Origin of the sequence: Rhizobium subbaraonis, assembly GCF_900220975.1 — a bacterium.
In the GTDB taxonomy this organism is placed as follows: domain Bacteria; phylum Pseudomonadota; class Alphaproteobacteria; order Rhizobiales; family Rhizobiaceae; genus Mycoplana; species Mycoplana subbaraonis.
On the sequence record NZ_OBQD01000046.1, the window covers coordinates 1 to 15703 of the forward strand.

At 58.7% G+C, this 15703-nt stretch carries 13 protein-coding genes and 2 pseudogenes; 12 read left to right on the forward strand and 3 right to left on the reverse strand.

Annotation, left to right across the window (positions count from 1 at the left end; translation table 11 throughout):
• A partial coding sequence (istA, locus tag CRO48_RS30400; RefSeq protein ID WP_141402156.1) for an IS21 family transposase occupies nucleotides 1-1430 on the reverse strand: 1430 nt, incomplete at its 3' end.
• A gap of 174 nt (nucleotides 1431-1604) precedes the next feature.
• Here istA and CRO48_RS33180 point away from each other — a divergent pair.
• From CRO48_RS33180 to tnpC, 4 genes and pseudogenes are all read left to right on the forward strand, one after another.
• Nucleotides 1605-1919 (forward strand): annotated as a pseudogene (locus tag CRO48_RS33180) (GAF domain-containing protein); the annotation flags it as partial.
• A gap of 51 nt (nucleotides 1920-1970) precedes the next feature.
• Nucleotides 1971-2357, forward strand: a complete 387-nt coding sequence (gene tnpA, locus CRO48_RS31965) for an IS66-like element accessory protein TnpA (RefSeq protein ID WP_245423721.1) — start codon at nucleotides 1971-1973, stop codon at nucleotides 2355-2357.
• Nucleotides 2354-2707: an IS66 family insertion sequence element accessory protein TnpB gene (tnpB, locus tag CRO48_RS31970; protein ID WP_024707692.1), complete on the forward strand. Its 354-nt coding sequence runs from the start codon at nucleotides 2354-2356 to the stop codon at nucleotides 2705-2707. Before tnpA ends, tnpB begins: the two co-directional genes overlap by 4 nt.
• Before the next feature lie 69 nt (nucleotides 2708-2776).
• Nucleotides 2777-4369, forward strand: coding sequence for an IS66 family transposase (gene tnpC / locus CRO48_RS30415; RefSeq protein ID WP_097143387.1), 1593 nt, complete (start codon nucleotides 2777-2779; stop codon nucleotides 4367-4369).
• A 41-nt stretch (nucleotides 4370-4410) separates the two neighbouring features.
• Here the strand turns inward: tnpC and CRO48_RS30420 are convergent, their stop codons facing one another.
• Together CRO48_RS30420 and CRO48_RS30425 are read right to left on the reverse strand one after the other, a co-directional pair.
• The gene (locus tag CRO48_RS30420) at nucleotides 4411-5898 is read right to left on the reverse strand and encodes an MFS transporter (RefSeq protein WP_097143388.1); all 1488 of its coding nucleotides are present in this window, start codon (nucleotides 5896-5898) and stop codon (nucleotides 4411-4413) included.
• The gene (locus CRO48_RS30425; protein ID WP_097143389.1) at nucleotides 5895-6437 is read right to left on the reverse strand and encodes a TetR/AcrR family transcriptional regulator; all 543 of its coding nucleotides are present in this window, start codon (nucleotides 6435-6437) and stop codon (nucleotides 5895-5897) included. Before CRO48_RS30425 ends, CRO48_RS30420 begins: the two co-directional genes overlap by 4 nt.
• Nucleotides 6438-6608: 171 nt before the next feature.
• Between CRO48_RS30425 and CRO48_RS30430 the strand changes: the two are divergent.
• The 8 genes and pseudogenes from CRO48_RS30430 to CRO48_RS30465 all read left to right on the forward strand — a co-directional run.
• Nucleotides 6609-7163, forward strand: a pseudogene (locus tag CRO48_RS30430) (sensor histidine kinase); the annotation flags it as partial.
• Between the two features lie 17 nt (nucleotides 7164-7180).
• Nucleotides 7181-7645 (forward strand): response regulator, encoded by a 465-nt coding sequence (locus CRO48_RS30435; RefSeq protein ID WP_097143391.1) that lies wholly within the window; start codon nucleotides 7181-7183, stop codon nucleotides 7643-7645.
• Between the two features lie 183 nt (nucleotides 7646-7828).
• On the forward strand, nucleotides 7829-8326 hold the full coding sequence (locus CRO48_RS30440; protein ID WP_097143392.1) for a sigma-70 family RNA polymerase sigma factor: 498 nt from the start codon (nucleotides 7829-7831) through the stop codon (nucleotides 8324-8326).
• A 96-nt stretch (nucleotides 8327-8422) separates the two neighbouring features.
• Nucleotides 8423-9385: a FecR family protein gene (locus CRO48_RS30445; protein WP_097143393.1), complete on the forward strand. Its 963-nt coding sequence runs from the start codon at nucleotides 8423-8425 to the stop codon at nucleotides 9383-9385.
• Nucleotides 9386-9495: 110 nt separating this feature from the next.
• Nucleotides 9496-11937, forward strand: a complete 2442-nt coding sequence (locus CRO48_RS30450) for a TonB-dependent siderophore receptor (RefSeq protein ID WP_097143394.1) — start codon at nucleotides 9496-9498, stop codon at nucleotides 11935-11937.
• A complete protein-coding gene (locus tag CRO48_RS30455; protein WP_176526957.1) occupies nucleotides 11934-12830 on the forward strand; it encodes an ABC transporter substrate-binding protein in 897 nt (298 codons plus the stop codon). Before CRO48_RS30450 ends, CRO48_RS30455 begins: the two co-directional genes overlap by 4 nt.
• Nucleotide 12831: 1 nt before the next feature.
• Nucleotides 12832-14823, forward strand: a complete 1992-nt coding sequence (fhuB, locus tag CRO48_RS30460; RefSeq protein ID WP_176526958.1) for a Fe(3+)-hydroxamate ABC transporter permease FhuB — start codon at nucleotides 12832-12834, stop codon at nucleotides 14821-14823.
• Between the two features lie 36 nt (nucleotides 14824-14859).
• Complete coding sequence (locus CRO48_RS30465) at nucleotides 14860-15612, forward strand: siderophore-interacting protein (RefSeq protein ID WP_097143397.1); 753 nt, start codon at nucleotides 14860-14862, stop codon at nucleotides 15610-15612.
• Nucleotides 15613-15703 lie beyond the last annotated feature (91 nt).

Consider the following 15703-nt stretch of genomic DNA (forward strand, 5'->3'; position numbering starts at 1 on the left):
GTTGAACGTGGCAGGTAGGGATAGATCGACAGGTCCAACCGTGGCGGTCGGCGTTCTACGCGGCATAGGATGAGATGCTTGACCGCATCGAAGCCGATCGCACCGAGCTGGATCGCTTGCTTCACCGCCGCATGCAGGTCCGCAAGGTCGAAGCTCTCCAACAGTCGCAGAACTTGCACATATTCCCGTCGCCCATGTTTTGCCATGCGGCCTTCCATCAGCCGGCGCAGCGTGGCGAACTCGTCCGGCAGATCCCAGCCTTGCAGAGGAGCAGCCTGAACCGGGGAATTGATCTTTTGCTCGATCAGCGGTAGGTAATGAACGGGATCGAAGACGACATCCTCCCGTTCCCAGCATCGCGGATGACGGGCAATGATCTCGCCACGGCAGCCGATTACCACCTCATCGACATAGCCCCGGACCCAAACATCCTGGTGGCCGTAGGCGACCGGCACGGAATAGTCGTTGGTCTTGTAGCGGACGAGCGACTGGGCCGTCACAACAGCACTGGCCTGGTCGCAGGCATCAAACGGCGACGCCGGCAAGGGCCGCATGGCGGCAAGATCGCGCTGCAGCCGTTCTCCGATCGTCTCGCTCTCGCTCCGCAGCCTGTCGCGCTGGCGTTTGCGGCATTGCTCTTCCAGAAAGGCGTTGAACGCATCCCATGTCGCAAACTGCGGGATCGGCACCATGAAGTTGCGCCGGGCGTAGCCGACAAGGCCCTCGACATTCCCTTTGTCGTTACCCTTTCCTGGCCGCCCATAGCGATCCCGGATCAGGCAATGGGACAGGAACCCGCTGAACAGCGCCGCCCGCTTGCGCGTGCCATCCGGCAGAATCTTCGCCACAAGGCAACGGTCATTGTCATAGACGATCGACTGCGGTACGGCCCCGAAGAATGCAAATGCGTGGATGTGGCCATCGACCCAGGCCTCGGCTACCACCGCCGGATAGGCACGCAAATAGCACCCGTCGCTATGCGGCAGATCGAGCACGAAGAATCGCGCCTTCTGCTCGACGCCGCCAATCACCACCGTCGCCTCACCGAAGTCTGCCTGTGCATGGCCGGGCGGATGCGACAAGGACACGAACACCTCCTGGCGGCGTTGGTCACGCTCGCCCATGTAATCCTTGATGATCGTGTAGCCGCCGGTGAATCCGCATTCGTCCCGCAGCCGGTCGAATACTCGCTTGGCGGTATGACGCTGCTTGCGCGGCATCTTCAGGTCTTCATCGAGCCAATGCTCGATCGTCGAAACGAATGCATCCAGCTTCGGACGCCGGATCGGTGATCGCCGCTGATAGCCGGGTGGTGGCGAATACGACACCATCTTGGCCACGCTGTCGCGAGATATGTTGAAATGCTTGGCTGCTTTACGCCGGCTCATCCCTTCCGAAACAGCCAGGCGAACCCTCAAATAAAGTTCCACGGTGTAGATCCCCTGTCCCTCCTGCGATCATTGCAGAAAGGAAATAGGTGGCCGGGTTTTACTCCGCCCGCGGACGGATTATTCCGCCGCTACCGTGGCCGACTTTTGCACCGCCGCTCTCACTCCTAGCTACACAACAGATGCGCGCGCCTTGCAGCCCTCGCCAGTTACGACATCCTCGACACGTTTGCAGAGCAAGGTTTTGATGACATTGTCTCCCTTGCCTGCCTGCTCTGTGAAACGCCTGTCGCCCTCGTCAGCCTCGTTGCTGGAGACCGCCAATGGTTCAAGGCGAGGATCGGGTTTGAGCCCTGCGAGACCGATCTCGACAGTTCCGTCTGCGCCCACGCGCTTATCGAGGATGATCTCCTCGTTATAGCCGACCTGACGGAGGACGAGCGCACGCATCAAAACCCTTTGGTGACAGGTGAACCCCACATCCGTTTCTATGCGGGAGCACCGCTTCGCGACGACGATGGATTGGCAGTCGTCGTGTGATCTGTGATCGACATTCCATGGATGAAGAAAGGGAGTTTCTCCATGGAGACTACATTGGAGTTTCTCACAACCAGGAAGCCTGGACGTGAGGCCCACCGACATTGGCCTGACGAGGTCAAAGCAATGATCGTTTCGGAAAGCTTGAGGCCTGGTACGACGGTTAATGAAGTTGCGCAACGCTATGGATTGCGCGCCAACAGCCTTTCCACCTGGCGGACGATGGCGCGGCAGGGCAAGCTTGTCCTGCCTGCACCGGAGGATGCAGTAGAGTTCGCGGCTGTGATCGTCGATCCGCCTGTTTCGGAGCCGCCGCCTAAAGCGGTTGGTCGCCCCGAGATTGTAATCGGTCCAGTCACCATCCGCCTTGAAGAAGGTGCGTCTGCGGCCAGGATCGTTGCCATCGCCCGCGCCTTGGCGGCGGCGACATGATCTTTCCGTCGAACCGCGTGCGGATCATGGTGGCGACCAAACCCGTGGATTTCCGCAAGGGCCATGACGGCTTGGCGGCGCTGGTGAAGAACGAACTGCACAAGGACCCGTTCACCGGAACGGTCTTCGTGTTCCGGTCACGCAAGGCGGATCGGTTGAAGCTGATCTACTGGGATGGCTCCGGAATCGTTATGGCCTACAAACGGCTGGAAGAGCACACATTCACTTGGCCCGGCATCAAAGATGGATTGATGACGTTGACCCACGCCCAGTTCGAAGCCTTGTTTGCGGGACTTGATTGGCGGCGGGTTCATGCCGTCCAGACGAGGACGCCAGAGGCCATCGAATAGCTGCGGCACGATGACTCAGCACCGCAAATTCAAGAGGTAAATCAGCTCAGGATTTGGTAGTTTCCGGCCATGCTTGATGCCGCCGACCTTCCCGATGATGTTGCTGCCCTGAAGGCGATGCTGATTGCGGCACAGGCACGCGAGGCGGCCAAGGACGTCGCGATAGCCAGCAAAGATGAGCACATCGCCCGCAAGGATGAGCGGATCGAGCGGCTTGAGAAGCTGGTCGCAGCGTTCAAGCAGGCAGCCTTCGGACGCAAATCCGAGAAGACCGATCCTGACCAATTCGACCTGGCGCTGGAAGACTTGGAGACGGCTATGGCCGTGATCCATGCCGAGGATGAGGCGGACGTTCCTGCGGCAAATAGGATTGCCAAGCCACGTGCGATCAATCGCGGCTCGCTTCCGAAGCATCTTCCGCGTATCGAGGAAGTTATTGAGCCAGAGAGCCTGATCTGTGGCTGCGGCGGTTGCCTGCATTGCATTGGCGAGGATGTCTCCGAGCGGTTGGACGTGATCCCGGCACAGTTCCGCGTGATCGTCACTCGTCGCCCCAAATATGCGTGCCGTGCCTGCACAGACGGCGTCGTTCAGGCTCCGGCACCAGCACGGCTGATCCAGGCAGGGCTGCCGACGGAAGCGACCATCGCCCATGCGCTGGTCTCCAAGTATGCCGATCACCTGCCGCTCTATCGGCAGGCGCAGATCATGAGCCGCCAGGGCATTGATCTCGACCGATCAACGCTAGCCGATTGGGTCGGTCGGGCAGCCTACGAACTGCGGCCCGTCTTCGATGCGTTGATCGCCGACCTGAAGCGCTCGACCAAGCTGTTCATGGACGAGACCCGTGCTCCGGTCCTCGATCCGGGCTCCCGCAAGACCAAGACCGGATACTTCTGGGCGCTGGCGCGTGATGATCGCCCATGGGGCGGTGGCGCTCCGCCGGCTGTCGCCTTCACCTATGCTCCTGGTCGAGGAGGCATTCATGCCGAACGTATACTGCAGGGTTTCTCTGGCGTCCTGCAGGTGGATGGATATGCCGGATACAACAGGCTGATCGAACCAGAGCGTGTCGGGCCAGACATTCAGCTTGCCTATTGCTGGGCGCATGCCCGGCGCAAGCTGGTAGAGATCACCCGCAACGGGTCAGCACCGATTGCCGAGGATGGCGTCAAGCGGATCGGCGAGCTGTATCGTATTGAAGCCGAACTGCGCGGCCTTGATCCCGAGGCTCGTCTCTCTGGACGGCAAGAGCGATCAGCGCCACTCGTCGCAGACCTGCATAACTGGCTTGCCCATCATCGGGTACGCGTCGCCACGAAGTCTCCACTCGGCGAGGCACTTGCCTACATCGCCAAATACTGGGATGGCCTGCAGCTCTTCCTAACCGACGGCCGCATCGAGGTCGACAACAACAGCGTCGAAAGAACCATCCGGCCGATAGCGCTCAATCGCAAGAACGCACTCTTCGCAGGGCACGATGCCGGAGCAGAGAATTGGGCGACCATCGCCTCGCTCGTTGAGACTTGCAAACTTAATGCCGTCGATCCGCTGGCCTACCTGAGCGTCACGCTCACTGCGGTCGTCAACGGCCACAAGCAGAACCGGATCGACGAGTTGATGCCGTGGAACTATTCGGGTCCGCAGACGGCTAAAGCCTGAGATGTCAACCCGAGAGGGTTTTCCACCCTTCGCATTTGCGATTAGGCCACGTTCTTTCGGGCATAAATAACCATCAAAAAGAACAGGGCTATAACCAACACTGAGCCTCCCATCATCACTGTAGATACACCGTCTATGAAGGCGGCTTTACCCGCTTCAATGACTTGGTTTCCGACATCGCTGCCAAGCTTGGCGGCGGCGGTGAGGGTCTGGTCGAGACTGTCCCATGCGCTAGGGGCAAGCCCTGCCTCGGGGGGAGGCGCAAACGACTGGGCGTATATGGAGGCGATGACACTTCCCATGACTGCTACGCCCAGTGTCCCGCCCAACTCGTAAGAGATGCCCTCCAAAGCGCCCGCCATCCCCGCCTTTTCCTCGGGGGCGTTGATCATGATCGAGGTCGAGCCAACCGACATGATGCCGCCCAGCCCGAACCCGGCGACAGTCAGCGTGGCAACTTGCCATAACAGCGGTGTGGCGTTCGAAGCGAGTGCGAACAGGCTAAGACCAAGCGCTGCCAATCCGAGCGTCAAGGCAAGCATGCGCGAGATACCGACGCGGAACAGCACAGCCCCCAAGATCGGGCCTGCGAGGAATGAACCCGCCGCTATCGGCAGAACGTAAAGGCCTGCCTGCAAGGGTGTGAAGTCGTCCACAAGCTGGAGCTTCTGGCTGAGAACATATTGAAGGCCTATCATGACGAAGCTCGCGAACAGCGCTCCGGCCGCTCCGATGGAGAACCCGGCATTACGAAACAGCGTAAAGTCTATCAATGGCGAGGAGAGGACGCGCTGGCGGCGAATGAACCACCAGAAGAATGTCACGCCGCATACGAAAGCGGCCGCAACCTCGTCCCAATGAATATCTGCCTTTAAGATGCCCTTGAGAGCGTAGAGGAGCGCGACAAGGCTTACTGTCAGTACCGCCGAGGTGGTTGCGTCCCAATGGCGGTCTGGGTTTCCCGCAAGCGCGGGGATGTTGGGGAAGGTCAACATCAGCGTGAGAATAACCACCGGCACGTTGATGAGGAACACCGACCCCCACCAGAAGTGTTGCAACAGGAAGCCCCCGAGGATTGGCCCGAGCGCGGCGGCTCCGGCGGAGACCGATCCCCAGATGCCAATGGCGACTGCCCGCTGGTCGTCTTCGGTGAACACTACGCGGATTATCGAGATCGTAGCAGGGAGCATGACCGCTGCGCCAATTGCGAGCACCGCTCTTGCTGCAATCAGTGTCCCAGGGGTGGGTGCGAAGGCGGCGAATGCCGAGGCTGTACCGAACACTGCTAGTCCGGCAACAAACATCTTGCGATGTCCGATGCGGTCGGAAAGGGTACCGCATCCGGGCAAGAGTCCCGCCATGACCAGTGAATAAGCGTTGACCATCCAGAGCTTTTCAGCGGTCGTAGCCCCGAGTTCATGGGCCAGCACCGGCAGGGCCACATTCAGAACCGTCATGTCCACACCGATCAGGAATAGGCCGGTGGAAACGATGGCAAGAATGAGCCACGGATTTTTGTGAGTTATCATGCCGGAAGTCTCGTCATTTTAATCAGATGGTGCTGGAAGCTCTCGGCATTATGGGGGGCAACGCCGAACATATGCCCGAGCCAGATGCCATCGGCAGCGAACCGAGCGTTCTCAAGCTGCAGGTCGTATTCCCCGTACACTGCGAGCTGGGCATTGAACCAAGCACCCCACATCTGCCGGAGCTGTGGATCGGTGAGGGTCGCCATCCATAGCGGTCCCCATTGAGCATCTGCGCCCACCTCGAACACCGACAGCACATAGGCTCGGGTGAACCGACCGTACGGGTCCGGGTCGGCTGTCATGCGAGCATTGAGGTCTGCATCAAACTCGTCGAGCATGTGCTGGAAGACAGCGTCAATCAGAGCCTGCTTATTGGGGAAATGATGAAACAGTCCGCCCTTGGTCACGCCCGCGTCTGTGGCCACGGCGTCGACACCAACGCTACCAAGGCCGTTCTCAAGCGCGAGTTTTCGGGCGCTCTCGATTAGCTGCATTCTCACGAGTTCAGGATTCTTCTTGCGGCGGTGAGCGTCAGTCATGAAAGAAACATACCGGTAGGTATTTTTATTTACAACTGTTTTTCTGAGGTAGCTATTCCTCGAATGGTATCAACAATAACTGCTGGCAGTGTCGTGGCAGCAGGCATCGCGACCGTGAGACCCGCCCAGTGAAAGTGGCCGGAAAACACCGCTTACGATGAACTCAGCCATCGGATGAAGAACACCTTCGCGATGGTTCAGGCGATTGCCACCCAGACGCTGCGCGGGGTGACCGAACGTGACGCTGTTGAGGCATTCACGCAACGCCTTCATGCGCTTTCGACGGCGCATGATGTCCTCCTGCAGCAGAGCTGGTCGAATGCGAAACTCGGTGATGTGGTAAGCGCTGTCCTTTTGACGTTCATCGGATCGAAAAACCTGGAGAGCGACGGCCCGCCAGTTAATCTCGGACCGAGGGCGACGCTCTCTGTCTCTCTCCTCCTGCATGAACTCGCGACCAACGCCATGAAATATGGCTCATTGTTGCATCCGGACGGGCTTGTCGCGATCACCTGGCGTGTACGGCAGGTGGACGGTGAAGATGACCTGGTGCTTGACTGGAAGGAGACAGGCGGGCCTCCTGCCGTCGTTCCTGAACGAAAAGGGTTCGGATCGAAACTAGTCTGCATGGGTCTGGTTGGAACAGGTGGCGTCGACGTTAGTTGTCTCCGATCAGGCTTCGAAGCCGAATTCCACGCACCGCTCGCTCAGGTGCAAATGTCCTAGAGCGACGGAGTATTTTTATGTCCCGATCAATCGTTCTCGTCGTGGAAGACGAGCCTCTTCTGCGCATGGCTGCCATCGACATGGTGGGATCTGCCGGTTTCGAGGCAGTGGAAGCTGCCAATGCGACGCAAGCGGTGGAAATTCTGCAAAGCCGCGCGGATATCCGCATTGTCTTCACCGACATTGATATGCCGCGCGGTATCGACGGATTGCGCCTCGCCGCCCTTATATGGGACTGTTGGCCGCCGATCCATGTGATCATCACGTCCGGCCACACGAAGCCACCACAGGGCAGCTTGCCGTCGGACATGGTGTTCTTCTCGAAGCCGTATCGCGAGACCGAGGTGATCGCAACGATGACGCGGATGGCTGTTCAGACTGCTAAAATGTTGGATCATGGCGCTGGTAAGATAATCGGAACCCTCGTCCACCACGTAGCGGATTCTCTCAGCAACGGATCTTTCTTGCTTTTCCTACCTTAGATCCCGTCGCAGACCCTAAAGCGGTGAACGAATTTGTAAGCACTTGAGTTTGGCCTCAAACATGAGTATTACCCCCTAGTTTAATTGCCACACCTAAGCTATGTATTGCCACCCTGCGACTTGCTTGAGTTCTGCCGTGCCCAGTTGTGTTCATTTGACCCCAGTGTTGATCGCCCATTTGTGATGGTTTGGGATATTCACCGCCTGTTTGGCCGTCACTCCAATGAGCTTCAGAGCTTTCTTCGTAATCGCGGACTGACAGAGGACGCCGCAGCAGATCTGACGCAGGACAGTTTCCTACGATTGATCACAGCCAAGCCAACCGCGCTGGAACACAATCCGCGGGCCTATCTATTCCGAATTTCCCGCAATCTCCTGATCGATCACCGCAGGCGTGAAAGCAAGGCGCCTTTCAGCCAGGTCTCGGAGGCCAGGGCCAACGCGGTTGCCGACCCCAAGCCGTCTCCCGAAACTATCGTCTACGACAAACAGCGTCTGGCACTCTCGGATGCAGCACTCGCGGAACTGCCCGAACGGACACGCAGGGCGTTTGAACTTTACCGGCTCGAGGAAATGACCATCGCCGAGGTTGCAGAGAGGATCGAGCTTTCGACCACCCGAACCTGGTCACTCATCCGCGAGGCCTATCGCCACATCCGCGCACGGCTGAAGGATGTCTGACATTCTGCGTCAGACTGAAGAAAAAGCCGCCTTTTCATTCGTTATCCCCTATACGAGACCGGACATGGCGCAGAAGTCGCGCGGGGAGAAGCGTCGTTGAGTGATGGTGCAACCGACGAGGATCGGCTGTTCGAAGAGGCGGTCGATATCCTGATCCGCTTAAAGAGCGATCCGCATAATCCTGTCGCGCTGGAGATCGCGACCCGCTGGCTGGCGCGCAGTCCCCCGCATCGCGAGATATGGGAAGAGGCGCTCGAAATCCACGGCATGTCCGGCAAAATCCTCACCGACAAACGTCGGGCGGAACGCAAGAAAGCTTTTTCCATGTCCCGCCGCAGCCTGGTTGTTGGCGGCATGCTGGGAGGCGGCGCCCTGCTGGCGGCCGGATATTCCGCTCCCGGCCTCATTCTTCAGGCGCAGGCCGACGTTCTCACCTCAACCGCCGAAATAAAGCGCGTCGAACTGTCAGACGGCAGCGTTGTGACACTCGGACCCGACAGCGCCATCGCCGTGGACATCGGATCGGCGCGCCGGGATATCGAACTCATCCAGGGCATGGCATTTTTCGAGGTCGCCAGGGACAGCTCCCGTCCGTTTGCGGTTCGCATGGGTTCAATGGTCACGACCGCGCTCGGTACGGCTTTCGACGTGAGCGATGACGGGGGCTTTCTCAATCTGTCAGTCAGCCACGGAGCAGTGCAAGCCGATCTCCCTCAGGCATTTGCAAGACCGGCAATGACGCTGCAAGCCGGCGGTTGGTTGAGCCTTTCGACGGCTGACGGGGCTGTTTCCACCGGCACCCGCGATATCGGGCAGATCGCCACCTGGCGCAATGGCATGATCGTGGTGGAAAAGGAACGCGTCGCGGCGGTGGTTGCCCGTGTCGCCCGCTGGAAACGTGGTCGTGTGATGATTGCTGATCCGAACCTCGGAAATCGGCCTGTCAGCGGCGTTTATGACCTGAGCGATCCGGGCCTCGCCCTTGAAGCCGTGGTCCAGCCCTATGGCGGCAAGGTAAGGGAACTGACCCCTTATCTGACGGTAATTTCCGCCTTCTGAAAAACTTGAGAAAAAAGAGAAAATTTCCCGAACTCCTCCGTTTTCTCATTCGGAGCATTCGGTGAACGCAGGTCATCACGCTCCGAACCGCGTATTGTGAAGGGGCACTTATGAAAATTTGGGGCAATCCGAGCGTCGATCGCAGGCGTCGAGTTCGTTCGGCGATTACGCTATTGCTGTCGTCGGCCGCTGCGATAACGGCGCTTGCTACGGAAAAACCTGCGATCGCGCAGACAGCCGAGACAACATATTCGATTGCGCCCGGCCCTTTAAACCAGGCATTGGCCGCCTTTGGCCGCCAATCCGGCATCCAGATCACCTATGTCCCGTCAAATGCAGCCTCCAAACAATCTCCGGGCGTCAACGGACGCCTTTCGCCCGATACTGCTATCACTCGCATCCTGGCGGATTCAGGACTGAGCTATCGCTTCACTAACCCGAGAACGATTATCATCTCTCCTATGGGAGCCGATAGTTCGCAAGCCGGCGATGAAGCAACGACGCTGGCGCCGATCGTCATAGACGGCCAGAGCGCCTATGGGCCGGTTGATGGTTACGTAGCAACCAGTGCATCCTCGGCCATGAAGGGCGATATCTCGATCCTTGAAACTCCGCAGGCAATTTCCGTGGTCACGGCCGATCGCATCGAGGATCAGGCAGCACAAAGCATCAACGAAGCATTGCGTTATACCGCCGGTGTTCGTTCGGAAACGAGCGGAGCCCAGATGATGGACAATCCGCTCTATCTGCGCGGCTTCCAGCAGAGCAGCCTCGAAATGTACCAGGATGGCCTCAGAGCGGTGACGCCAGGCTATTTCGGCTTCTTCGCGACCGACCCCTACGGTCTCGAACGTGTCGAGGTTCTCAAAGGCCCGTCATCGGTTCTTTATGGTCAGCAGGCCCCAGGTGGCCTGATCAACGTCGTGTCCAAGCGTCCGACGGAGAACCCCGTCAATGAAGTCGAAACGACCGTTGGAAGCTTCAGCCACTATCAGGGTGCCTTCGATATCGGCGGCACGAACGAAGACAAAAGCATCATGTACCGGATGGTCGGCATGGTGCGTGAGGCAGAGACCCAGGTCGACTACGTGGACAATGATCGGCGCTATTTTGCACCGAGCATCACCTGGACACCCGATGAAGACACCAAGCTGACCGTGCTTGGGTCCTATCAGCGCAATGATGGTGATTTCTATGCTCAGGTACCGGCTGCTGCTGTCCTGCTGCCGAACCCGAATGGCCATATTCCGTTCAGCCGTTTTCTAGGCGAACCGGACTGGGAATACGAAACATCAAGACGCACAGCCATCGGATATGAGTTCGAGCACCGATTCAACGACACCGTCCAGTTCGAACAGAATTTTCGCTACACCCATCTGACCAACCATCGGCAATATCTTCAGGCAAGCGGAGCTCTGGTCGACGATCGGTTGCTCAACCGCACCTATAACCTCCGCGACATCGACAATGACGGCATTGCAGTCGATAGCCGTTTCCGGTTCGACTTCGACACCGGACCGATCGAACACACGGCGATTGTCGGCCTGGATTACCTCTGGGGCAAATCCCGGTGGCTGGAGCAACGTGGAACCACGACCGCAATCGACATCTACAATCCCGTTTATGGTTCGCCGGTCGACACAAGTGTATATACGACCAAGTCGCTCTCCGACATTAATGCCTCACAGGCCGGTCTCTACCTTCAGGATCAGCTGAAGATGGACAACCTCATCCTGACAGTGGGGATGCGTCAGGACTGGGCATGGCGAGATACGGACAATCTCACCACCGAGACGACGACCGAACAGAACGATCACGCCTTCACCAAGAAGGCCGGCCTCACCTATCTGTTCGACAATGGGATCGCCCCTTACGTAAGTTATGCCGAGTCCTTCAATCCGGTTGTCGGCACCGACAGTCTTGGGCAGCCCTTTGTCCCCGAAACTGCCCAGCAATGGGAGGTGGGGATCAAATATCAACCGGAGGGGTTTGATGGCCTCTTCACATTGAGCGCCTTCGACCTCAAGCGCCAGAATGTGCAAACTTACGATCCCTCCGATCCGCGTTACACGTTGCAGACGGGTGAAGTGCGGGCTCGCGGGCTTGAGTTCGAGGCCGTCGCTAATCTCGATTACGGTGTAAGCCTTGCCGCTGCCTATACCTATACGGATGCCGAAATCACCGAAACGAAAACGACAAGCCAACTCGGCAATACGCCTTACCGTGTCCCGCGCCACACCGCATCGCTCTGGCTCAATCACGAACTGCAACAGAACGCATTTGACGGACTGAGTGTTGGTGCCGGCGTGCGCTATATCGGCGAGACGTGGGGCAGTGATGACAATACGTTCAAAGTGCCCGGCTTTACACTGGTCGATCTCGCTGTGCGCTACGACTTCGGCAAGAAATTTCCAGAGGCCAAGGGCCTTGCTGCGTCGCTCAACGTCAGCAACGTCTTTGACAAAAAATATGTGCCGGGCTGCTTTACCCAGAATGCCTGCAATTACGGTTCGCAACGAACCGTCTTCGGTAAGCTCAGCTACCAGTGGTGATCCCGACCCATCGCTTTGAACGCCGCGTTCATCGCCGCACCGCTATCCTTGGTGCGGCGGCATTTGTCTTGCAAGGCCTTTCTGCGCGCGCGGCGTCTACTGCCGCCCCACGTGTCGCCGCCATCGACTGGGCAGCAGCAGAAACCCTGATTGCGGTCGGCATAACGCCGATCGCGATTGCAGACCTTGCGGGGTTTCGCGCCAGTTTCGCGCATCTTCCGGATATGGTCGGCACCATAGATCTGGGCTCGACCTGGGAGCCGAATTTCGAGCTTCTCGATCGCTTGAAGCCTGACATGATCTATCTTCCATCGTGGAGCAGCCTCTCACGCGCCCAGCTTGAACAAATCGCCGCCGTCCGTCTTTGCGATATCCACGGCAAAGGTGGCGATCCGATAGACAAGGCCCGAAGCTTTGGCGAAAGCGTCCTCAATGAACTGACCACGATGTCAGAGCCTTCCGCCATCAGACAACTGGAAGCGCGCCTACAACGGATCACACGCAAAATATCACCGCGACCCGTCTTTCTTCTCAATCTGCGCAGTACCAGCCGTTTCGTAAACGTCTACGCCACCGGCAGCCTGCCGGACAGCGCGTTGGTGCATGTCGGTCTGCAGAATGCCTGGCAAGGTCCCGTCAACGGATTTGGTTTCGCCTCGATCGGAGCGGAAAAGCTGCTCCAGTCTCCCGATGCGTCGATCGTGGTCCTCAACCAAAACGATCGGACGACCGAGATGCTGTCGCGGCTGGAGCGCAACATTTTCTGGGCATCCATGCCCGCCCTGCGCGCAGGCCGCGTCCATGTCTCGCCGCCGATCTCGGTTTTCGGCGGGCTGCTGTCGGCGACGACCTTTGCAGAATGGCTGGCCGATACGTTCGACAAGGCGACGTGACATGGCACAGACAGTCGAACGGCGCCCCCGAATTTCGCCCTCCCTCCCCTTTTCCGTGTTGTTCGTCGGGCTGCTCAGCCTCATGCTGGCTGCCATCAATCTGCAGCGCGTCCTGCCTCCTTCGGAGTGGCTGGATGCCCTGTCGTCGAAGCAGCCCGGGTCACTACAGGAGCTTCTTTTCGCCTGGGCCGCACTTCCGCGCCTTGCTGTTGCCTTTCTCTGCGGGACAGCACTTTCCCTGTCGGGTCTGCTGTTCCAGCAATCTCTCCGCAATCCGCTGGCAGAGCCGACGACGCTTGGAACGTCGGCGGGTGCGCAGGCCGCGCTGCTTGCATCCCTTGTATGGGCACCCGGTCTGCTCGGTGTCGGTCAGGGTCCGATAGCCATATTCGGCGCCGCCCTTGCTACCGCCACCGTATTCGGCATCTGTTCGCGCGCGGGACGATCCCCGATCTCCATCATTCTCGCAGGCCTCGTCGTCAATCTCACTCTCGGCACGATTTGCGCGATCATCATCCTTCTCTATCCGGAACAGAGCGAGGATCTCGCGCAATGGCAAACCGGACGACTGGAACAAACCGGCTGGATGCCGGCGCTCTGCCTTGGTCTATGCCTGCTCACCGGTTGGGCGATCACCGCCTTTCTGTGCCGCTCCCTGCGCCTTCTCGAAATGGAGGATGCGGTCGTCATTTCGCTCGGGATGAAACCGGCATGGCTGCGTGGCATATCTCTCGCCACCGCCATCATTGTGGCAGGGGCGGTTGTTGCCACGATCGGCACGATCGGCTTCATCGGTCTCGCCGTACCAGCCCTTGCGCGGGCACTCGGAGCCCGTGATCTCCGCGTGCTCGTCCTTTGGGCGCCTCTCCTCGGAGGCCTGATCCTCGTACTGGCAGATCAGATCGTGCAAATGCCGGTGTTTTTGAACGGCCAATTCCCGACCGGCACGTTCGCATCGATTCTGGGAGCGCCGGTACTGCTTGTGCTTCTATCCGGGACCAGATCCCGAACCTTGCGGTCAGTCTCAAGGCCGATGACTTCCTCCCGCCTCCTGATCGGGCCGCACCATCTGCTCGGCATTATCCTGATCACGTTGGCATTGCTCGCCGTCAGCCTCGCGCTTGGCCGCGGCCCATCGGGGTGGGAATGGAGCACCGATATCGAACTGATCAAACGCTGGCGCCTCATGCGGGTCGAGGCTTCGCTCTCGGCCGGCATTCTTCTCGGCATTAGCGGCGTTCTCATTCAGCGCGTGACAGCCAATCCGATGGCGAGCCCCGAAGTTATGGGAATATCTGCTGGCGCAACAATCGGAGCAATCGCGCTTCTCTTCGTCTCGACGACATTTACCTCGGGCGACCTTTTCGTTGCGTGTGCCATCGGCTCACTCCTCGTGACATCCGCAATCGTCATTCTCGCCAGACGCAGCAACTTTGCGCCAGACAGGATCATCCTGATCGGCATTGCCGTTTCGACGATCATCGGTGCAATCGGTGCCTTTGTGATTGCCATGGGAGGGCCTACACGAGGGCTGCTTCTGACATGGTTTTCCGGTTCCACCCATCGTGTAACGCAGGATCAGGCCATGCTCGTGGCAGCCGTCGCGATCTTGGCGATGGTCGTGGTCCCCCTTTTCGGCCGTTCCCTGGAGGTGCTGGAGCTCGGAGAAGACAATGCCCGCGCTCTTGGGCTGCCCGTATCCGCAACGCGCGGCGCCATCATCCTCTACAGCGCGATTTCAACCGCCGCAGCAACAATCATCGTTGGGCCTGCAAGCTTTGTCGGCCTCCTGGCCCCCCACATGGTGCGACAGATCGGTATCCATCGTCCTTTGCCGCAGATCTTTGCCTCCGCTTTTGCCGGAGGCGCCTTGATGCTTGTTGCCGATTGGCTCGGCCGTACCCTGATCTTTCCGTGGCAGATGCCCGCCGGGCTCCTAACCGCCCTGATTGGTGGGCCGCTCTTCCTCTATTCTATGCGCCAGCGACGTTGAAGCCAGACCAACACTTGAGACGGGAGACCCTGCTCCATGAAACAATGTTACCGCGCCGAAGTTCTCGACAAGCATTGGCTGACACCATCGATGATACGCGTTGAAATCGGCGGTGGGGATATGGCGCGATTTCAATCGAGCGGCTTTCCAGATGAATGGGTGCGGCTGGTTTTTCCTGCGGATGACGGGAAAGTCACGATGCCTCGGCTGGTTGATGACCGCTGGCAGATGCCGGCCGACCTGCCGAGATCGCGGCTCAGGCCCTACACGATCCGACAGGTGAACAAGGAAGCGACCTCCGTCACAGTCGATTTCGTGGTCCATGACGGTGGGCTGGCCTCCGATTGGGCTCGTTTGGCACGCCCAGGAGACGAGATCGGCGTCACCAGCCCGCAGGGCAAATATGCACCGCCGGACGAGGCCGAATGGATAATTCTCATTGCCGACGCAACAGGATTGCCCGCAACCGCAAGAATACTTTCCGAAAAAAAATGCAACCGCCCGTGTCTCGCTCATATCGAGATCCCGGATATGGACGACGCTCAAGTCGATCTCGACGCGCTTTGCGACATGAACTGGTACACAGGCTTCGGCAGCACCCCAAAAGCGACAAACTTGTTCGAGATCGCCAAATCCGTTCAGGTCCCAGCGGGTAGTGGATATGTATGGGTGGCGGGAGAAGCAAAGGCTACGACCGCAATCCGTCGGCTTTTAGCAGAGGAGCGGGGCATGCCCAAAGATTTCGTCACAGCGATCGGCTATTGGATCCTCGGGAAATCAAGGGATTGAAGAGTATCAAGCTCTTGAGAGGAATCGAACCGATCGTCCGGTAATCAGCGTTTCCACACTTTTTCCATCGCGATGAAGCAGACCTAAAAAA